This is a genomic window from Streptomyces sp. NPDC001933, from assembly GCF_042890955.1.
In the GTDB taxonomy this organism is placed as follows: Bacteria; Actinomycetota; Actinomycetes; order Streptomycetales; family Streptomycetaceae; genus Streptomyces.
In genome coordinates this window covers 1-19,154 of sequence record NZ_JBIASS010000050.1, presented here as the reverse complement: position 1 = coordinate 19,154, position 19,154 = coordinate 1, and the positions used below count along the sequence as shown (strand labels likewise).

Sequence of the window (19,154 nt, the reverse complement as noted above, 5' to 3'; positions counted from 1 at the left end):
ACTTTGGCCGAATCGCCCGATCAGCTGCCTGCTGACGACGAACCATCCCACACCTCGCTGATCACGAGGTGTTGCGACGACCGATTGAATCCGCCTTCACTTCCGCGGTCGCTGTGGAAGATCACTCCGTCCACCGCGCCACCCCGGGTGGCCACCGCCATCTTCAGCGACGCGCCGACCAGGCCCGCATCATGGTGGGCGCCCATCGCGTAACCGAGCAGGCGGCGCGAGAACAGGTCGATGACCGTGGCCAGGTACAACTTCCCCTCACCGGTGTCGATCTCGGTCATGTCACCGACCCACAGAAGGTTCGGGGCGACGGCATCGAAGCGCCGGCCGACCAGGTCACGGGCGGCCTCCCGCGTGCCCTGCCGGGTCAGCGACCTACGCTTGGGCGGCCTGCGGCCCTGTAACCCCAGCTCGGCCATGATCTCGGCAACGGTGTTCACCGAGACCTTCCAGCCCTCGGCCCACAGGTCCAGCGCGATCCGAGGGGATCCGTACGTGCCGCCCGACCGCCGGAAGAAGTATGTGATCCGCTCAGCGAGTCTCACGCGCCTGACCTCGCGATTCGTTGGCTCCGACGGCCGACGCCGCCACTTGTAGAACCACGCCTCCGACACGCCGAGCGCGCGGCAGGAGACGGCGTACGGAACGTCGTGCTCGGCCCTCTGGTTGCTGATCACCCCGACGAGCGCCGCCGGGTCCGCACAGCTACTTCACCCAAAGGACCATGCAACGCTTGAGGACATCACGCTCCATCTCGAGCTCCTTGATCCTCTTGCGGTTCTCCGCGTCCTGCCTGCGCAGCCGGGCCAGCTCCTCCCGCTCGGACGTCCCCAGCGTGCCGTCGCCACCGGCCTTCCGGGCCCGCGAGACCCAGGTCGCCAGGGTCGTCTCGTTCATGCCGAGCTCCCGCGCGACCTCCGCCGCCGACCTCCCGGTCTCGACGACGATCCGCACAGCCCCCTCACGGAACTCCGCGTCAAACTTTCGTTTCTTCTCAGCCACAACTCTCAACTTCCCCTCCAGCCATGGCCTCTACGCTACGAGGGGAACCTCACTACGGCGTTCGCCCGCCATCATCAAGTCCCCGGCTGGATCCATGAACTGGCCGACGGACGTGCCGACCGCCTCGACCGGCTGGCCCTGGCGATGAGGCGCATCCACCGTGCCGTCGTCGCGCCCGCCTGGAGCTGTGGCATGGCCGCCGTGGAGACCGACCGGGCGATCCGACTGCGGGCACTGCGCGACCGCGGAGCAGAGGGACTGCTCACATCCTTGCGTCCGCTGATGCAGTGGGAGCCACCGGTCCTGGAGACCCCCTATCCGGAGCGCCGCGATCTCTACCTCGACGGACGGGGCCTGTGCCTGGTGCCCTCGCGCTTCTGCTGGAGGATGCCGGTGGCCCTGGCCGACCCGCTCCTGCCGCAGGTGCTCGTCTACCCGGCGGCCCCCGCCGAGACCGCTTCGGACGGTGACCTGCGAGCACTGGCGCCCCTGCTGGGGCGCACCCGCGCTCGCGTCCTGGCCGCGCTCGACGGCGCAGTCACCACCAGCGAGCTGGCCGCCGCCCTGCCCGTCTCCGCGTCCTCGGCCAGTGAACACGTCGCAGTTCTGCGGACCGCCGGACTCGCTGTGACCCGACGTGCGGACAACCGGGTTCTCCACCTGCTCAGCCCTCTGGGCAGGCGCCTGCTCCACGGCGGATGACCGGCCGGATACCGCAATGGGCAGGCCGACGTTGCCGGCTGCTACTGGCATGGTCCTGCCGCCGTGCACGGCCGCCCAGGCACCGGCAGCGGCCGTGCCCTTCCTCGAACGCGACCTTTTGACGTGTCGACACCCCCCGAGCCGGGCGCCATCACTCCAGGACCTCAGCGCCCGGCGGGCGATTGGCGAGGGCGTTTCGGGCAGGCCCGAATGACCAGGACACGCACTTCGCGGGAATGCGAGTGTTGCCTTGCGGGGAGCCACCCGGCACTCCGAGGAACATATGCCGCCCGGTCTTTTTGGTCCGCGCGGCACACAGGGGGGAGACCACCACATGCGCACACGAAGGCTCATCGCCACATCAGTAACCGCCCTCGCCCTTGCAGGCGGCGTGGCCGGCACCGCCCACGCCGCCACACACACCCACAGCCGCCGCACCCGGACACCGCACTTCCGTGCCCGCTGGAGACGACAACGGCGCGCCCGGGGGCGGGGGTGTCGCACCGGCCGGGGACGACCAGGGCGGGCCCGGCAGTGGGTCCTGACGCTGGGCTACAACGACAGTGCCGAACAGGACCGAACCATGGGCCCTGCCCCGGACCACCGGTCCGCAAGGGCACGACCACCCCGACGATCAAACCGTCACGCGCTCCAAGGCCCGTGCCACACCGGTGAGGGCCCTCCAGCGCGGCGCGTTCGGCGCCGAGCTGGTAGCCGTCGGCCCTGGTCCAGATCAGCGGTGGCCAGCCGTTTTCGGCGATGATGTCGCGCAGGGCAGCCAGCCCCTACCTGACCTGGCTGGGGGACAGCCCACTCGCGCGGGTCAGCTGGGGGAACAACAGCCCCGCAGGTCTGGCCTCGAACAACACGAACCGCAGGATGTCCGCGTGCCGCTGGGCAGCCTCGCCCCAGCGCCGTGAGGCGCGGGGCACGACTACTCGCCCCGCAGTATGCGGGCGAGCTCGTCGTCCATGTCGACCTTGCCCGTGTCCACCGCGGTCTCGATCCAGTCCAGCGTCGCCCGCACCTTGGCGATGTTCTGGTGCACGATCCCGGCCTCGTCCTCGCTCAAGGTGCGATCCCGCAGTCCCGGGACAGCGCGGCCGGCCGCAGCGACGAACGAGTGGCAGGCCCGCTGGTTCTCGCTCTGCGGAATTCTGGAGTTACACCCTGCATTTCCGAGAAGTATCAATCTAAGGGGAGAGAAATGAAACGAATTGCCGCGGTCGTACTAGCGATCGTTTCCATTGCCACTGTGGGGGTTACGACCGCGAGCGCGGCCGGCGTGGCAAAGAGTAATAACCTTCAGGGCGTGTGCGGTGACGACTACGACATCGAGACTTCCGGGGGGCGAGTCGTGGCCTCCCTCTGGTGTTACGACGGGAAGATCTACGTCGACGGTTGGGTCAAAGACACCGATGCCGACGGGCAGTGCGCCCAGGTCTACGGCAACGTCGGTTCCACGGACTTCTCGTCGAAGGCATGCGGGAACGGGACTAAGAAGGAGTTCCACTACTCGGGCAAGGGCTCGACCGCGCATATCTATCTACGAGAGTTCTGAAGGCTGACGGTGAAGGGGCCCCGAACCGCATCTGGCCACATCTGGTCCGGGGCCCGTTAACCTCGATCTTTCGTGACGGTCCGTCGGTTTCTTCGGCGGGCCGTTTCAGTCGGTCGGTCTGGTGGTGGGCAGGCTGATGGCCCGGCTGTCGCGTCGGGTGGGCATGATGCTGGGCGGGACCGCCGCGAGAGTGGACAGGACGCTGGTCGCGTCCATGAGATAGCCCTTGTCGGCCGGGGCTGCCGGGATCAAAAGCGCGGTCCCGTGTCCTCCGCGCTGATCAGCACAACAGCACCGGGGCCGCTGCCTGGCCCGTGAATGTAGCCAGTGGCCAACTTCCGTCCGATGACCGCTGGGAGTCGGGCACCAACGCCCACAAGGGCGAGATCAGGGCGACCGCTCATCAGGCAATCCGTTACGCACCTGGCGGGGGCAACGGCGCTAGGAACGCGAGCCCGATTCCTTTCTCGCCTCCGCCTGCATCGCGGTGACGCTGGTCCGCTGTCGTCGGCCGGCTCGCCGGCACTCTTGAGAACGACCTCTCAACACAACCACGTCTCATCACACGGGGACCCGGAGGCCGTCGGGCAGCGTCCGGCGGCGGGCAGAGGAACCCGGGCCGCCGGACGCGTTGTCGGAAGTTCCGTTCAGGACCTACTTGAGGGCGTAGGCCCGTGTGATGGTCTGGACGGTGCGGTTGCCCGCGGCGTCCCATGCCTCGGTTTTGAGGGTCACGAACCCGTTGGTGTCCGCTGCCTTGGGATGCAGCACAAGGGCCCGGAAGGAGTTGCTGTCCTTGCGCAGCATCTTGGCGGACTTCCAGGTGGCCCCGTCGTCGTAGGAGACCGAAACCTTGGAGCCGGCGATGCCGCCGGACCCGGTCCAGCCCTTGGGACGACCGGCGTCCACGGTGAAGGTGAACGCCTGGCCGGCCGCTGCCTGGTTCAGGATGTTCAAGGGCACGTCGTAACCGAGCATGACCGCGGGCATGGACTCGCAGACGGTGGGCTTGGGCTGGTACTTCTCACAGTGCTTGACGGCCATGCCGGTCGCCGCGGCGGAGGTGAAGTGCCACTCGGTGTGGACCTTTCCGCCCAAGGTGATGCCCAGACTGTCCCTGGTCCGGGTCAGGTCCTGGACGAACTGGTAGTCGGCCTTCTGCGGGACCATCAGCTTGCCGGGGTCGGTGATCTGCTCGCCGTCGCGGAAGTACCTCCAGCGGTTGCTCTGCCCGGCGATGACATGTGTCGGGTCGCTGTCCCCGCCGTATCCGGCGGACATGCCGCGCATCCAGGTGTCGGTGCGGCAGAAGGTGCAGTAGCCCGAATCGTACGGGGAAACGCGCATAGGCGCGGCGAACCAGTGCTGCTGGTAGTTCTTGCCCGGCGTGCTGTACTTGAGACGGGGGGCTTGCATATACACGCTCTCCCCGTAGTTGGAATACACGATGGGTTGGTAGTCCAGATCGGGACTCGCCAGTACGTAGTCGTCCCTGCTGACACCCAGATTGATGTTCTGGATCTGATGGATCGATTGCGGCTGACCCGGGCTCCAGGCGCTGAGGGCCTCGTAGCCCATGTGCCGGGTCTGGTCGGAGTGGAAGGTGTTGTGCACCTTCGCGAAGTCGCTTGTGGCCGCGGTCTTGGCGAGACTGTCGGGGATGCGGCCGTTGTCGGTGAACTGCGCCGAGTAGGTGTAGCCGGATTCCAGGGCGCCGTCCAGTCTGATGGTGACCTTGCCCTTGGCGAGCAGCGCGAGAAGTGTGCGTCCGCTGTCGTAGCTGGTGTCGGCGACCGGGATGGTCAGGTCACCGGCGACCCCGCTGCCACGCGGGCCCGGGGTGGACGGCGCCACGATCACGGCGACGGCCCCGGCGGCAGCGGCGCGGCGGACCTGGGCGTCGACGGACCTGGTGTCGTACGCGGTAATGAGCACCGCCTTACCGGTGGCGCCGATGGTGGCGAAGTCCTGCTCGGTGCCGGTGCCGGCGTCGACCAGCGGGACGTTCTTGGTGCCCTCGAACCGCTGGGCGTACTGCGGGGACGTCAGGGGGATGCTGAGGCGTCCGGGGCTGGTCACCGACGCGCGGAGCAGCGGCTCGCGCCGGGTGAGGAAGCTCTCCAGTCCCAGGGTGCCGGTGGTGGCCGTGTCACTGGGGATGGCGCCGAACTTCTGCTCGGTCGTATTGCGCAGGCCGGTGAGGGCGAACGTGCCGAGATGGCCCCCGGTCCCGTCGTGGCGCTGCAGAAGTATGGAGTACGCGGCGTCCTCCAACGGCCGCTTTTCGCCGGTGATCTGGGCGGTGAAGTCTGTGGCGGTGGTGCCGTCGACGGCGAATGTCCGGTCCTGGTCGTCCAGATCGATCTCGGGAAGGGTGAACAGGTCGCCCGAGTACAGGTCCATCGGACTGCCGCTGGGGTACGCGGTGTAGAGCGAGCCCTCGATCGAGTAGCGGCCGACCGGCAGCGAGAAGGTGGCGCTGTCCGTGGCCCACAGCCGTGCGGACTTGTAGGTGCTGTTGTCCATGCCGTGGACGGCCAGGTTGACCACTTGGGGGATGTTGCCGAAGCGGTCGGTGAACTTGACGGTGACGTCGCGGTGTTCGGCGTCCTTCAGGAAGCCGATCGGGGTGTGCACCGAGGTGCCGTCGTCGGCGGTCGCGGTGACGTAGCCGCTGTACTGGCCGGCCGTCACCACGTTCGGATCGAGGGTGACGGTGACCTCGGCGCTGCCGCCGGCCGGGACGGTCAGCTTTCCGTCCGTCAGGCCTGGGCCGGAGAGGACGATCGCGCCGTCGGCGACATCCTTGCCGTCGCTGCCCTTGGCCGAGGCGACCGGCTTCACAGTGGCGTCCGAGGCCCCGGCGTTACGGAAGGTGATCGTCCGGGGTTGCTTCTTATAGGTGTCCTTCTGCCACTTGATCAGGCCGAAGTCGGCCTTGCCCGACAGCTCCAGCGTGGAGTCCAGAGCGGCCGGGATGTCGACCCGGCCGTAGCCCTGCTGGTAGACGGTTTGGCTGTCGGACCGCTTGGAGTGCGCGGCCAGTGCCTGCTTGATGCGCTGTCCGGTCCAGTCGGGGTGGCGCTGGGCCAGGATCGCCGCTGCGCCCGCGACATGCGGGGTGGCCATCGAGGTGCCGCTGAGCGCCGTGTAGTGGGCGTCGACCGGGGTGCCTATGGCGGTGCCGGCCGCCCGGGCGGCGACGATGTCGACACCGGGAGCGGTGATCTCCGGCTTGATGGCCATGTCCCCGAGGCGCGGGCCGCGGCTGGAGAAGTCCGCCAGTACGTCGGACCCGTCCACCGCGCCGACGGTCAGCGCGGCGTCGGCAACGCCGGGGCTGCCCAAGGTGGACTCGCCCTTCCTGCCGTCGTTGCCTGCCGCGATGACGAACAGGGTGCCGGAGGAGGCGCTGAGCGAGTCCACGGCCTCGGTGAGCGCGTCCCCGTCCGGATCGGGGTTCGAAACCCCGAGACTCATGCTGACGATGTCGGCGTGTTGCGCCACCGCCCATTCCATACCGGCGAGGATCTCCGACTCGGACCCGGAGCCCTCATCGCTGAGCACCTTGCCGACGAGGAGGTCGGCGCCGGGGGCGACGCCCTTGTACTTGCCGTCGGAGTTGGCACCGCTGCCCACGACGGTGGACGCGACATGCGTGCCGTGACCGTGGCCGTCCTGGACCGTTTCCCCGGCAATGAAGCTCTGGGCGGCAGAGATTCTGGGCTCGATGTCCGCGTTGTTCAGGTCGGCGCCGGTGTCCAGGACCGCGACCTTGACACCCTTGCCGTCGTAGCCTTCGGCCCAGGCCTCGGGGGCGCCGATCTGGGCAACGCTGTGGTCCAGCGTCACCTTCGCCTTGCCGTCGTACCAGAGCTTGGCCACACCGGCGCTGCCGGGCGAGACGGCGCCTGCCCCGCTCCTGGCCTTTCCGGGCCGCGGCTTGACGGCAGTCCAGAAGGACGCCGCCTTCGCCTTGTCGACGTTCACCGCGGTCAGCCCGAGCCTGGGCATGACCCGCTCGCTCTCGCTGCCCGGCAGTTCCTCGGACTGCTGCTTCAAGGCGGCGGCGGAGGGTGTGCCCTGGAAGTCGACGATGGCCGGCACCTTGCCGGACTTCGTGTCGCCGTAGCCGTCCTTGACGGCCCGGGTGACGTTGAACAATTCGCGGTCGACGATGCCGGCGCTGACGCCCGGGAGAGCGTCGTCCGGGTAGACGTACAGGTCGCCGTCGGGTCCGCTCGTGATCTCGAACTGCTTCGACGAGCCGGCCTCGTCGACGATGTCCGCCGACTGCCTGCCGTCGGCGGCGGTCGTCACGGCGACCTTGTCCCCGGTGATCAGGGTCACCATGGACGGGGTCGGCTGGTGCGACGCGGGGAGTGTTCCCGCACCCGCCGGGGACGGAGCGGCCGGGGTGGACGCCGCGCTTGCGGCGCCGGGCAGACCGGCCAGGGACAGGACGACGGCAATGGCCGTCCCGATGGAGGCGGTTCGCCGTATTCGTTCGGAGGAGGTATGCATCGGCTCTCAATCGCGGGCGGGTCCGGGACGCACCCCGGTAGCGCCGTATTGCAGCATCGGCGTTAATGCTGAGTGACACCTCGGGTGCGTTGTGAGTGGAAGTGAAGCGGACCGGCTCACCGGCCCGGAACAGCCACGACTGGCGGAAGGTCGTCAATGGCGAGTCTTTGCCGCTTGTTCCGCCCTGTGTGAGGGCCCGCCGGGACGGTCAGGATGGCCGCCAGGCTTGAGGCGTCGGGCGTCGCCTCGGAATCAGAGGCCGGGTATTCCGCATTGCGCTCCGGGTGGCCGGTCGCCCCGGCGCTCCGGCCCGAAGCGGCCGGTCTACGTCGCCCGAGCAGGTGCGCGGCCTCGAACTCACCCCGGCCGGCGATGTGTTCTGCCTGGGTGCCGTCCTCGCCTACGCCGCCACTGGCCGCCTCCTCTTCGGCGCCACGGAAACCGGCCTGAACACGCCGATGCTGACCGCGACGGCCTGCGTGCATACGCCGCCGAACACCTCGGCGCTGACGGCAGCGTTCTCGTTGTCGACCAGAGCGGCTTCCTGAAGAAGGGCCGGTCCTCGGAAGGAGCGCAAGGCAGTACACCGGCACCGCGTGACCGCATCGAGAACGCCCAGGTCGGCGTGTTCCTCGCCTACGCCCACCAGCCGGGGACGGGCCCTGATCGACCGGCGCCTCTGCCTCCCCGAACACTCCTGGTCCAATGATCCCGAACGCCGCACCGTGGCCGGGATACCCGAGACGGTGCAGTTCGCCATCAAGCCACGTCTGGCTGCGGAAATGATCGAAGCCGCGCTGGACGCCGGGATCACCACCTCCTGGGGGACCGGCGACGAAGCCTACGGCAGGACCCCCAGCTGCGCGCCGCCCTCACGGCGCGCGACATCGGCTATGTTCTGGCCGTCGCCTGCTCGATGCGGGTGAGGACCAACGGGATCAACCACGGCCACACTCCCACCCGCGCCGACACCCTCGCTGGCCGCCTACCCGCCACGGCCTGGCACCTCAGAGCGCCCCCCCGGTACTACGACTGGGCCTGGATCCACATCGGCACCGGCAGCCATCGCCACCTGCTCATCTGAGTGATCTGGCGAAGGGCTGGACGGGCAGGGAAGCCGCCTGACTGAGCCGATGACACGAGACCGATCCGCAGCTATCGACTATTCCTCGCAGCTTGGATGACCAGACTTCAATGACACCCACCCGCATCAACCAGTGAAACCCACCCCACACCTCACACCGCGAGTTCATGCGCGCCTAGTCCGGACCAGTCGATCACGTTCGGGAAGCGGATGACGTGACCTCCACTCCGGTCACCCACCCGTTTGCCGCGGCGTGGATGCCGAGCTGGAACCGGGTGCTCGCCCCGGCCCGTTCCATCAGGGCGTGCAGACGGCGCTGGAGCGTGCGGTAACTCAGGTCGGCCTGGCGGGCTATGGCCTCGTCCGGCAGCCCGGCGGTCAGCAGGCTGACGAGGAGCTGGTCCTGTTCGGACAGGATCCGGGGGGCGTCGCCCGTCACGTCCTGCGTGCGGAGCGGCTGGGCGACCGCCCACAGGGCCTCGAACAGCGCGGACAGCGCGTCGAGGACCGCCGAGCGGTGCAGGACGACGAAGGACGGGCTCGGGTCCGGGCCCGAACCGGCCCTCAGCGGCAGTACGGCCAGCCGGTCGTCGACGAGCGCCATCTTGGTGGGTACGTCGGCCAGCACCCGGGCCTCCTCGCCCGCCTCCGTCCACATGCGCACCAGCTGCTGACGGCCGGGGATGTCGATGCTGGCGGCGTCGTACAGAGCCCGGACGGTGAGACCGCGGCTGAGCAGATCGAGTTCGGGCTGGTTCGGGTCCAGACCACCGTCGTGGTAGGGCGGTTTGTCGAAGACCCGCAGCTGGTGCCGTACGTTGCGCACCATCTGATCGCTGCGCTGCTGCACCGCTTCGGATCCTGTGACGATCTCGATGACCTCGGCCGGGTCCCGGGTGGCGGCCGCCCGCCGGAATCGCTCGGTGAACTCCCCGGCGCGGACGCGTGCCTTGTGGAATTCCTCCTGCCTGCTCAGCAGAAGGCCGTCCAGGGCAACTTCGGGATCGATGGCGATGTACGTGGCCGGGCGCCTTTGCTGTCGGCCGACCAGTCCGGACGACTGGAGCCGGCGCAGTGCCGCACGTATCCGGGCCAGTGGGAGTCCGGTGGTGCACACCAGGTCATCGGGGGTGACCGGCCGCCCGCAGAGCAACGCAGCGTAGACGGACTCTGATTCCGGATCGATTCCCAGTACCTCAAGCATGGCGGCCATCCTGACCTGCCGTAAGGCGTTCCACAACAGGGCGGGGCGCGTGGCAAGGACTCGCCATTGGCGACCCCCCGCCTGTCATGACTGTTCCGCAACGGTGAGCCGATCCGCTTCACTTCCATCCGAAAGCGCACCCGAATCGTCACACTCCGTTAACCATGGCGCTGCATCTCCGGCGTCACCGGGTGCGTCCCGCCCCACCCCACCCGTGAGAGGGAATCGATGCACCTTTCAGCCGAACGAATACGGAGAACCGCCGCCACCGGGGCGGCCATTGCCGTCGTCCTGTCCCTGACCGGTCTGCCCGGTGCGGCAAGTGCGGTGCCATCCCCGTCCGGTCCGCCCCCGGCGGGCGCGGGAAGACTGCCCGCGCCGAAGCAGCCGGCCCCGTCGATGCTGACGCTGATCACCGGTGACAAGGTCGCCGTGACGACCGGAGCCGATGGCAAGCAGGCCGTTGACGTCGTTGCCGCGACGGATGCGTCGAAGCACTTCCAGATCTCCAGCGGGCAGAACGGGGACCTCTACGTCATCCCCGAGGACGCGCTGAAAGCAGTGTCCGCCCAGGTCGTGGACCGCGAACTGTTCAACGTCACCCAGGCGTTGAAGGACGGCTACGGCGACGCGAAGACCGATGCCGTGCCGGCCATCGTCGACTTTCGGGGCAAGCCGTCCGCCACCGCCCTGCGACAGCAGGCCGCTGCTCTTCCCGGCGCCAAGGACGAACACACCATGCCCCGGCTCGGGCTGGCGGCAGTGCACGTCGACAAGGGAAAGGCGAACGGGTTCTGGCGCGCGGTCAGGCCTGCGGCCAGTAAGGCCAGGAGCGGCTCGGCCGCGATGGTGCCCGGCACCGCCGGGGTGACCAAGCTCTGGTACGACGGCCGGGCCAAGGCCACCCTGGACCAGAGCGTGCCGCAGATCGGCGCCCCCGAGGCGTGGGCGAAGGGCTTCGATGGAAAGGGGGCGAAGGTCGCGATCCTGGACACCGGCGCCGACCTCAACAACGCTGACATCAAGTCCCGTATCACCGCCACCCAGAGCTTCGTCTCCGGCGAGAGCGTGCAGGACGGCCACGGTCACGGTACGCACGTCGCCTCCACGATCGCGGGCAGCGGCGCCAACTCCGGCGGCAAGTACAAGGGTGTCGCTCCCGGCGCCGACCTCCTCGTCGGCAAGGTGCTCGCCAACGCGGGCAGTGGCCCGGTTTCGGGGATCCTGGAGGGCATGGACTGGGCGGTCGCCCAGGGCGCCGACGTCGTCAGCATGAGCCTCGGAGCCAAGGCCACCACCCCGCACGATGTACTCACCGACGCGGTGGACTCGCTCAGCGCCTCCTCCGGCACCCTGTTCGTCATCGCGGCAGGCAACGACGGCAAGGACGGCGAGTCGACACTCGGCAGCCCGGGCACCGCCGACGCCGCGCTCACCGTCGGCGCCGTCGACAAGTCCGACACCCTGGCCGACTTCTCCTCCCGTGGCCCGCGCCTCGGGGACATGAAGATCAAGCCGGAGATCACCGCTCCCGGCGTGAACATCGCCGCCGCCCGTGCCGCGGGTACGACCATGGGCACCCCGGTCGACGCCCACTACACGGCGGCCAGCGGTACGTCCATGGCGACCCCGCATGTCGCGGGCGCCGCAGCGATCCTGGCCCAGCGCCACCCCGACTGGTCCGGGGAACGCATCAAGGAGGCGCTCACCGCCCACTCCAAGAAGTCGGACAATTACACGCCCTACCAGCAGGGTTACGGCCGCGTGGACATCCCCGCCGCCCTTGACCCCGCACTGGACCTGTCGGGTACGGGTGACTTCGGTCTGGTCAAGTGGCAGAAGACGTACGAGAAGGAGACCCGCACCGTCACCATCCACAACTCCACCTCGTCGGCGGCCGCGCTGGACCTCGCCGCCTCGGTCAAGGACGCCAACGGGACCGCGTTCCCCGACGGCGCGCTGACCCTGTCGGGGCCCGACGTGACCGGTGGCAAGGTCACCGTCCCGGCCGGCGGCAACAGTGAGGTGACCGTCACCCTCGACCCGAACAGGCTGAAGGCCGGTCAGTTCAGCGGCTACATCACCGCGACCGGCGCCGACGGCGAGTCGGTGCACACCCCGGTCGGCTTCGTGATGTCCGGCGCGCTCACGGTCAAGTTCACCGACCGGTTCGGCAAGACCCCCAGACGGGTCCAGCTGACGCTCCACGGCATGGACAACCGCACCTTCCAGAACATCTCCCTGGTTGGTCAGGGCTCCACGACCGTCGCGTTGCCCGCCGGCGCGTACTCCGTCGAGGGCGTCACCTACACGGAAGCCCCCGGCGACCCGACCCGCACCTACGCGATCGACGGCTTCTCCATCCCCGACATCGACATCGCGGACCAGGACGTGACCCGCAGTGTCGACGGCACCAAGGCGACCGACTTCACCGCGAAGATCACCGGTGAGAAGCGCCCGCTGGAGAACGCCTCGTGGATGATGCTCGTCGACCGCAGCGACGGAACCGGCGGTCACCACGTCACCCTCGGCGAAGCCGGTGTCATCAACGGTTCCGACTCGAAGATCGGCGCCGTGCCCACCGAGCAGCCCACCACCGGTGACCTGCATCTGTTCAACGCCCTCACCCAGCGCGAGCCGATCACGCAGCTCAGCGTCACCAGCCCCGAGCGTATCTCCGTCCCCGTGGTGACACCCGGGTTCGCCCAGCGCTTCGAGGGCACGAAGAACCTGCGGCTGGCCGACGCTGGCAGCGGAACCGCCGAGGACATCGCCGCCGCCGACCTCAAGGGCCGGGCCGCGCTCATCTCCGTGGCCGACCTGCGCAAGATGGACGACGAGGTGCGCCGTGCCGCGGCCGCCGGGGCCACAGCCGTGATCGCGGTGCCCACGGAGCAGGGCCCGCTGTTCAACGGATCGCTCGCCGCCGACCAGACCGTCCCGGTCGCCATAGCGAGCCACGACAGCGGCGAGAAGCTGCGCACCCTCCTCGGCAAGGGCAAGGGGAACGACAAGGGCAAGGTCTCCATTGCCCTCAAGGGTGTTCTCGAGTCCGGCTACACCTACCACATGCCGTTCGCCACGAGCGGCATCCCGGCCGACCTGACCAAGACCGTGGACGCTGCCGACTTCGTCAAGGTCCGCAACGCCTACCACGCCGACGGCATACGTCACCAGGGCGCCGAAACCCTGCACAGCTGGGCTCCGGGCCAGCCGACCTCGTTCCGTGCCGCCCAGTCCCTCAACATGGGCGCCACCAGGGACGACTACCGGCTGGCGGGCTCCAACCTCGCGTACAACCAGGTGGTGTACCCCAGCACGGCGTACCGGGCGTACATGACGGGCCCCTTCCAGGCCACGTACCCGACTGCTGGCAAGACCTACCGGGAGAACTGGCTCGCCGCGCCGATGCACCCGCCGATGGAAGACCCGTCGATCTGCGCCTTCTGCCGCAGCGACGTCTGGACCCGGGCCACGGGGACCACGGCCGGCGACAGCGACCCGACCCACTCGCTGGTGGCCACGCCCCCCACCCTCACCAGCACCTGGACGTTCTACCGCAACGGTGAGCAGATCACCGACACGTCCAAGCTGATGGTTCCGCAGAAGGCGCAGTACCGGTTCGTCCAGGAGGTCGCCCGGGACAAGGACTACCCGGGCGTCACGCTGGGTGGCAAGGTCCGCACGGAGTGGAACTTCGCCTCGGCGGCGCCGACCACCATGTCCGTCAAGGACTGCGAGAAGTACTCGCCCAAGCCCACCGTCTGTGAGTCCATGCCAGCCGTCATGCTCGGTTACGACGTCCCCCTGGACATCCTCAACCAGGCACCGGCGGGCCGCCCGCACACCTTCACCGTGAACGCCGGCCGGCCCAAGGGCTGGTCCGGTTCCACCGCGATGGCGGGCGCCAAGGTCTCCGTCTCCTACGACGACGGCGCCACCTGGGAGAACGCCAAGATCAAGCGCAAGGACGACAACTCCTTCCAGGCGTCGGTACACCACCCGAAGCTGTCGGACACCAACGGGTACGTGACCCTGCGGACCGAGGTGTGGGACGCCGCGGGCAACCGCACCGTTCAGACCATCAGCCGGGCGTACGCGCTGAAGTAGGGAGCCGGCCTGAACACCCCCTTCGGCCACCGGCCGCCGCGACCCGGACTCCGGGCCGCGGCGGCCGCGTGCTGGGGCCGCCTTGCTCGACCTCTTTGCCGGGACACGGACCGCTTGAGGGGTGGCTCTCTCCGGCTCAGATGCTCGCGGACATGTATCCGTCGGCGAACGGGCGGCCCAGTATGCCGCCGCAGATCCTGGCTGCCGCGATCACTGTGCAGGCCCTGCACGGGCTGCCGGACTTCGAGACGGTGCAGGAACTGCGGTGCGACCTGCTGGAAGGCCGCGTGCGGACTGGGCCTGCACGACATGGCGTTCGATCCGTCGCTACTGGCCTACTTCCGCCGCCGACTGGCCCGTTCCGCCCACCCCGAACCGAGTGTTCGAGGCCGTACATGAGGTGGTGAAGGCAACCGGTGTACTCCAGGGCAGGCATCGCCTGGCGCTGGACTCCACCGTGCTGGACGACGCGGTCGCCACCCCGGACACCGTCACGAGATCAACGCCGCCATCCGGACGGTGTCCCCAAAGCCGCCGAGGTGGCAACGGTGCAGTGCACCGCCTACGACTGCACCGACCCGGGCGAACCCCGCATCGCTGTGGCCGGCCGTCCCCGGCAGCTTCACCCTCGATGACTTCACCATCGACACCACCGCCTCCACCGATCCCGAGTGGCAGGCCGACTACCGCCGCTGACGAACACCCGTCGAGCGGGCCGTCACATGGATCGTCCACCGCTGCAACCGAAATCTCAGCTGCCACGGAATTGCCACTGGTGTCCTGCGCCGGAGATTCATCGGCAGAAACGGGCGAGTGAGTCGAGGCTCTCTTCAGCCGTCTCGGTCCGGGTGAGAGGTATTGGGTTTTCGTTCCATTCCTTGACCCAAGCTCGGATGTCTGCTTCCAGGGAACGCACACTTTTGTTGGCACCACGGCGGGTCTTCTGGTCGGCGAGAAAGTCGAACCACCTCCCGGCACACCCGAAGAAGCACTCATGTGCGAACTAATGAAGAATCTTCGGAGCAGGACACCAGCCCCAACATGGGGTTTGAAAAGGGGCTCTCCGACGGTGCCGACCAGCGGCCGCTCATCACGTCATGCCTCACTGGCGCCTTCCTGCCAGGGCGACAAGGCGCCACTGAAACGGCTTGTAGCCGTTAGCGACGCGGCGCCATGCTTGCCGAGCTCGGCCACTGGGTCATGGCACCCAGTCGTCCCGGTGAGCGTCGATTGAGGCGGCTCCCTCGGAGCCGTCCCCTACCTTGTGAGGTTTCAGCCCATGTTGCGACACACCGCCCAGCGTGCCGTATTGATTGGCACCACTCTGGCCGCGATGGCCGTATTAGGTGCGGGCACGGCGAGCGCCGCTAGTGCACAGACCGCCTCCGGCGCCTGCGCCGGCGTCTTTATCTCAAACTCCGTCTGCTACGAGGATGCCGTTGTCCCGGGCGTGGCGAATGCGATACCCGAAGGTGATTCGCTCACCTCGCCCCACACCATCATCAGCATGTCGAACGACACCTCGATCGGGTACTGCATCCAAGGCAACTTCCCGGCCTTCAGCCTCATCCCGGGGCAATGGGTCGATTTCAGTGACACGGACCCGATCGAGGTGACGTCCGTGACCGCGTTGCCCGAAGGCGCCGTCTGCGTCGGCTGACGGTGAACGTGCGGCCCGTGAGGGCTTGACAGTGGGCGGGCGGACGCCGTCGAGTGCGTGCGCCCGCCCACGCCTGATCGGGTCAGTCGATCACCGCAGCACCGGCTGCGAGCGGTCCAGTGCCTGGACGCGGCCCTTTTACCGACGCAGAGGACCACCGCCTTCTCCGGCGGATGGTGGTACAGGCCGACGACGTCGACGACCTTCGCGACGAACTGCGGGTCGGTGGACAGCTTGAAGGAGTTTTGCGTCCGGAGTGGACTTCGCGGCTGTGTCGTAGCGGGTGGTGCGGCCGCGTCCTTGCCAGTCGGTAGCAGCGCTGCCACCCGGTGTCCCAGGCAGGGCACCATCCCGGACCGATCGTGTCCAGCTCGTCTCGCCGAGCCTCGGTCATCGCCCCGGCCGACGACCGCACGGGGAGGCCGGCCGTGCGCAGCTTCTCGTCTACGTGCCGCCGTGCGGGCGTTCTTCGCCACGCCCCGATCGGATGCCCTTCCCGCACTGCTGTCGTCGGTGGGAGGAAGCGGCCGTGCACCGCGGCGTATTCCTTGGCGACGGCGATCCTGTCCGCCCAGGCGGCGTCCTGCTGATCATGGTTTCTCGTATGGGGCAGTCCCCAGGGGGCTTCCTTGCCACCGGAATCGCCACAGTCGTGCTCGGGGTGGCTCTCCTCGTCGTGACGATAGTGGGCGGGCGTCGTCCTCGGCGCCCATAGCGGGCCCGGTCCTCCGAACCGCCGGAGGACCGGGCCCGTGCCGTGTGCCGACCCGCCCAAGCGATGTGTCGTTTCGGGGGCAGGAGCGGCGGCGTCGGGAGCAGGCGCATGCCGCGCTGCGGTGAAAGATCCAGCCGCAGCGGTCGTCGTCGGCAGCTCTGGTGCACCGCGGGGACTGTGTGCTGTATCCGGTCGAGGGTGGATTCCTCACCCGCGAGGAAGCAGTGATCGCTTTGGCGGAGCCGGACATCGAGGCGTGCTTCACGGTGGTGCCGGTGGCGAGCTTCTTCCAGCGCGGCCGCGTTGATCGCATTGAACGAGCCTGGCAAACACCCCGTGCCGGATGGTCGACGGGCGGGGTGAGGCGCAGGCATGCGGGCGCGGACGGGCCGCGGCGCCGACCAATACGCGCGGGCCGCGCGGCGCTCTGCGCTGCCCCGCCTACAGTTCGTGCCGCGACTTCCGGGCGCGCTCGCGGGCCTTGACCTGGTAGTCCGGCGGGGCGTTCGAATCACGGTCGGCATGTCTGGATCAGAGAGGCAAGGACTCCTGCTGGATCATGCAGAGGGCGGGCGCCGTCGGTGACGACACGGCGTGTGCCAGGGTCGACGGGGTCCGTCTGTGCCCACTCCGGAGACCCGATGCCGATCTCAACTTCCAGACCTGAGGCCGTGGCATAGCGTCGTTCGGTGATGGGCCCCCATCCTTGCGTTCGGACGAGCTCGCCGAGGGCGAGCTCGTCCGCCCAGGCGTTGTTGAGGTACTGGGTCTGGTCCGTCGTGAGCAGGACGATGTCGATATCGGAGCCGGGTCGCGCGGCGTTGCGGGCGTATGAACCGACAACGAGTAGGCCAACGATGTCCTGACGGATTGCGGCCCAGAGTGTGATGCGGTCGATGATCTCCTGTACTTCGGCGACCCGCTCCTGCGAGGTCTCGGTCTGGTGCGCTGATTGTTCGGCGCGGTGTGTCATGTGGGCTCCTGGATTTCTGGACGGCGGCTAACCTCGGCCGCGTAGGCGCCCCAGTCTCCGGCTGCGGCGCGTTGCCATTTGACGGCGACGGTGATGTGGATGCCGAGGGTGCGGGCGAGGATCGCGGCAGGCAGTTCGGTGGCGAGCTGGAATAGCGCGGTGGAGCGGGTTGCCGTGAGCCGGATGCCGAGCTTGCGGAGTCGTTCGCCCATGGCCCAGGCGCAGCTTGACCATCACGGGCCCGACAGTGTTGTCCTGATGGCCTGTCGGGCCGTTCTCCGTCTCCAACTGTTCAATGTGCTCCCGGGGGGACTTTCGGGTGTCCTTCGCGGGCGTGGAACTGCCGTGCTGCCGTGCAACCGGGGCTCGGGCGGCTCGGCGGCCCCAGCCCCCAAGTGCACGTACGAGAAGGCGGACCCACAGCCTCCAGCGGAGAATTTGGCCTGGGACGGCAAGACGCCCAAGGACGGCGCCATCTACCGCGTCTGGTGCGAGGGCGGCAGGGTCGGCGTCACGTTCGTCCCAACCGGCGCCGCCGGCCCGGCCGCGCCGACGATCGATCCCGAGCTGGTGGCGCGCCGCGCGGTCGACTCCATGCGGCTGGTGGGCCCGGCGGTGGCCAGTCCGCGCGCGGCCGGGCGGTACGTGGTCGGGATGCCGATGTGGATGTGGGCGACCCGCTCGACGTCGTCGTACGGGCCCGCGACCGCGAAGGCGACCGCAGGCGGCGTCACCGTCACCGCGACCGCGCACGTGTCGACGATCCGGTGGGACATGGGCGACGGCACCACCGTCACCTGCCACGGCCCCGGCACTCCGTACAGCGCTGACCGCGGCAAGTCCACGTCCCCGGACTGCGGCCACCGCTACGAGCGGAGCGCCGCAGACCAGCCGGACGGCCGCTACAAGGGCACCGCCACCGCGACCTGGACCGTCACGTGGACGGCCCCCGCCCTCGGCGACGGCGGCGAGTTCACCGAGACTCGACAGACCGCGTTCACTGCCGCAGTGGGCGAGGTCCAGGTCCTCAACTAGTGCTGTGACCGGGATGGTTGGCCGGGTTGGTGGTCGTCGCGGTAGCGAGTAACTGTGGCATGAGCCGACGCAGAGCAGCCGCATGTTGTTGGACACGCTTGAGCGTGGCTCGCCGAGTCGGGGCCGAGCTGGGAACGTCTTGAGCGGGACCGCATCCGCTGTCGACATACAAGTCGTCGAGCCATGCCCCCCTGCCCCTCACGCCGCCCGATGCAATCGGGACGACCAGCGTTGTAACCACGGGCTCATGAACGTCCAGGAACCAGACCTCTACATCCAGGCCAGCGCTGTGGAAGACGAGCCCATCGTCAGTCTGTTCCGGGCCCGAAAAGCCCGCATCCTCGACCAGGAACGCGAACTGGATGCCTACCTCCGACCGGAACTCCTCCGCCAGACTCCCTCGATTGCCCACTCTTCGATACTCCGACACCGCCCCCGACGACAGAAGACTCAACCCGGCCAACCATCCCGGTCACAGCACTAGTAGTGCTTGGTCATGTGCGGTCCGTGATGGCGTGTCTTCTTGATCGGTCGTTTCGTTGACCGTGTGTGCTGAGTGAGGAGTTGGCTGCGGT

15 protein-coding genes and 3 pseudogenes are annotated in these 19,154 nt (G+C 68.4%); 8 read left to right on the top strand and 10 right to left on the bottom strand.

Annotated elements, in window-relative coordinates:
- Positions 1-20: 20 nt before the first annotated feature.
- Together ACFYY7_RS43080 and ACFYY7_RS43075 are read right to left on the bottom strand one after the other, a co-directional pair.
- Complete coding sequence (locus ACFYY7_RS43080) at positions 21-686, bottom strand: IS3 family transposase (RefSeq protein WP_388671197.1); 666 nt, start codon at positions 684-686, stop codon at positions 21-23.
- Positions 687-714: 28 nt separating this feature from the next.
- Positions 715-1,011 (bottom strand): transposase, encoded by a 297-nt coding sequence (locus ACFYY7_RS43075; RefSeq protein ID WP_388671194.1) that lies wholly within the window; start codon positions 1,009-1,011, stop codon positions 715-717.
- Positions 1,012-1,203: 192 nt separating this feature from the next.
- On the opposite strand from ACFYY7_RS43075, the gene ACFYY7_RS43070 reads away from it, so the two are divergent.
- On the top strand, positions 1,204-1,713 hold the full coding sequence (locus ACFYY7_RS43070; RefSeq protein ID WP_388671191.1) for an ArsR/SmtB family transcription factor: 510 nt from the start codon (positions 1,204-1,206) through the stop codon (positions 1,711-1,713).
- A 676-nt stretch (positions 1,714-2,389) separates the two neighbouring features.
- Here ACFYY7_RS43070 and ACFYY7_RS43065 read toward each other — a convergent pair.
- A pseudogene (locus ACFYY7_RS43065) lies at positions 2,390-2,645 on the bottom strand (RacP protein); the annotation flags it as partial.
- Positions 2,646-2,647: 2 nt separating this feature from the next.
- Positions 2,648-2,845: pseudogene (locus ACFYY7_RS43060) on the bottom strand (DUF6192 family protein); the annotation flags it as partial.
- A 75-nt stretch (positions 2,846-2,920) separates the two neighbouring features.
- Between ACFYY7_RS43060 and ACFYY7_RS43055 the strand changes: the two are divergent.
- Positions 2,921-3,274 (top strand): hypothetical protein, encoded by a 354-nt coding sequence (locus ACFYY7_RS43055; RefSeq protein WP_388671188.1) that lies wholly within the window; start codon positions 2,921-2,923, stop codon positions 3,272-3,274.
- Positions 3,275-3,379: 105 nt separating this feature from the next.
- Here the strand turns inward: ACFYY7_RS43055 and ACFYY7_RS43050 are convergent, their stop codons facing one another.
- Positions 3,380-3,526 (bottom strand): hypothetical protein, encoded by a 147-nt coding sequence (locus ACFYY7_RS43050; RefSeq protein ID WP_388671185.1) that lies wholly within the window; start codon positions 3,524-3,526, stop codon positions 3,380-3,382.
- Positions 3,527-3,928: 402 nt separating this feature from the next.
- A complete protein-coding gene (locus ACFYY7_RS43045) occupies positions 3,929-7,798 on the bottom strand; it encodes a S8 family serine peptidase (protein ID WP_388671182.1) in 3,870 nt (1,289 codons plus the stop codon).
- Between the two features lie 341 nt (positions 7,799-8,139).
- Here ACFYY7_RS43045 and ACFYY7_RS43040 point away from each other — a divergent pair, with 341 nt between their 5' ends.
- Both ACFYY7_RS43040 and ACFYY7_RS43035 read left to right on the top strand, forming a co-directional pair.
- Positions 8,140-8,346, top strand: coding sequence for a hypothetical protein (locus ACFYY7_RS43040; protein ID WP_388671179.1), 207 nt, complete (start codon positions 8,140-8,142; stop codon positions 8,344-8,346).
- A gap of 48 nt (positions 8,347-8,394) precedes the next feature.
- On the top strand, positions 8,395-8,724 hold the full coding sequence (locus ACFYY7_RS43035; protein WP_388671176.1) for a transposase: 330 nt from the start codon (positions 8,395-8,397) through the stop codon (positions 8,722-8,724).
- A gap of 351 nt (positions 8,725-9,075) precedes the next feature.
- On the opposite strand, the gene ACFYY7_RS43030 is transcribed toward ACFYY7_RS43035, so the two are convergent.
- A complete protein-coding gene (locus ACFYY7_RS43030) occupies positions 9,076-10,086 on the bottom strand; it encodes a helix-turn-helix domain-containing protein (RefSeq protein WP_388671173.1) in 1,011 nt (336 codons plus the stop codon).
- A 228-nt stretch (positions 10,087-10,314) separates the two neighbouring features.
- On the opposite strand from ACFYY7_RS43030, the gene ACFYY7_RS43025 reads away from it, so the two are divergent.
- Positions 10,315-14,196 (top strand): S8 family serine peptidase, encoded by a 3,882-nt coding sequence (locus tag ACFYY7_RS43025; RefSeq protein WP_388671170.1) that lies wholly within the window; start codon positions 10,315-10,317, stop codon positions 14,194-14,196.
- Between the two features lie 1,279 nt (positions 14,197-15,475).
- Complete coding sequence (locus ACFYY7_RS43020) at positions 15,476-15,856, top strand: hypothetical protein (RefSeq protein WP_388671167.1); 381 nt, start codon at positions 15,476-15,478, stop codon at positions 15,854-15,856.
- 96 nt (positions 15,857-15,952) lie between these two features.
- Here the strand turns inward: ACFYY7_RS43020 and ACFYY7_RS43015 are convergent.
- Positions 15,953-16,104 (bottom strand): annotated as a pseudogene (locus tag ACFYY7_RS43015) (IS630 family transposase); the annotation flags it as partial.
- Between the two features lie 595 nt (positions 16,105-16,699).
- Here ACFYY7_RS43015 and ACFYY7_RS43010 point away from each other — a divergent pair.
- On the top strand, positions 16,700-17,056 hold the full coding sequence (locus ACFYY7_RS43010) for a DUF6233 domain-containing protein (RefSeq protein ID WP_388671200.1): 357 nt from the start codon (positions 16,700-16,702) through the stop codon (positions 17,054-17,056).
- Between the two features lie 26 nt (positions 17,057-17,082).
- Here the strand turns inward: ACFYY7_RS43010 and ACFYY7_RS43005 are convergent, their stop codons facing one another.
- Positions 17,083-17,544, bottom strand: a complete 462-nt coding sequence (locus tag ACFYY7_RS43005) for a nucleotidyltransferase domain-containing protein (RefSeq protein ID WP_388671164.1) — start codon at positions 17,542-17,544, stop codon at positions 17,083-17,085.
- Complete coding sequence (locus ACFYY7_RS43000; protein ID WP_388671161.1) at positions 17,541-17,756, bottom strand: hypothetical protein; 216 nt, start codon at positions 17,754-17,756, stop codon at positions 17,541-17,543. The genes ACFYY7_RS43005 and ACFYY7_RS43000 overlap by 4 nt, the downstream gene beginning before the upstream one ends.
- A 133-nt stretch (positions 17,757-17,889) precedes the next feature.
- Between ACFYY7_RS43000 and ACFYY7_RS42995 the strand changes: the two genes are divergently transcribed.
- Positions 17,890-18,579 carry an ATP/GTP-binding protein gene (locus ACFYY7_RS42995; RefSeq protein WP_388671158.1) on the top strand — a complete coding sequence of 230 codons (690 nt, stop codon included), beginning with the start codon at positions 17,890-17,892 and terminating at the stop codon, positions 18,577-18,579.
- Positions 18,580-19,154 lie beyond the last annotated feature (575 nt).

What these genes read in the sequence shown, in the direction of transcription:
- ACFYY7_RS43070 (WP_388671191.1), top strand. Translation starts at nt 1,204, where the DNA reads ATGGCCGCCGTGGAGACCGACCGGGCGATCCGACTGCGGGCACTGCGC.
- ACFYY7_RS43055 (WP_388671188.1), top strand. Translation starts at nt 2,921, where the DNA reads ATGAAACGAATTGCCGCGGTCGTACTAGCGATCGTTTCCATTGCCACT.
- ACFYY7_RS43045 (WP_388671182.1), bottom strand. Translation starts at nt 7,798, where the DNA reads ATGCATACCTCCTCCGAACGAATACGGCGAACCGCCTCCATCGGGACG.
- ACFYY7_RS43030 (WP_388671173.1), bottom strand. Translation starts at nt 10,086, where the DNA reads ATGCTTGAGGTACTGGGAATCGATCCGGAATCAGAGTCCGTCTACGCT.
- ACFYY7_RS43025 (WP_388671170.1), top strand. Translation starts at nt 10,315, where the DNA reads ATGCACCTTTCAGCCGAACGAATACGGAGAACCGCCGCCACCGGGGCG.
- ACFYY7_RS43020 (WP_388671167.1), top strand. Translation starts at nt 15,476, where the DNA reads ATGTTGCGACACACCGCCCAGCGTGCCGTATTGATTGGCACCACTCTG.
- ACFYY7_RS43005 (WP_388671164.1), bottom strand. Translation starts at nt 17,544, where the DNA reads ATGACACACCGCGCCGAACAATCAGCGCACCAGACCGAGACCTCGCAG.
- ACFYY7_RS43000 (WP_388671161.1), bottom strand. Translation starts at nt 17,756, where the DNA reads ATGGGCGAACGACTCCGCAAGCTCGGCATCCGGCTCACGGCAACCCGC.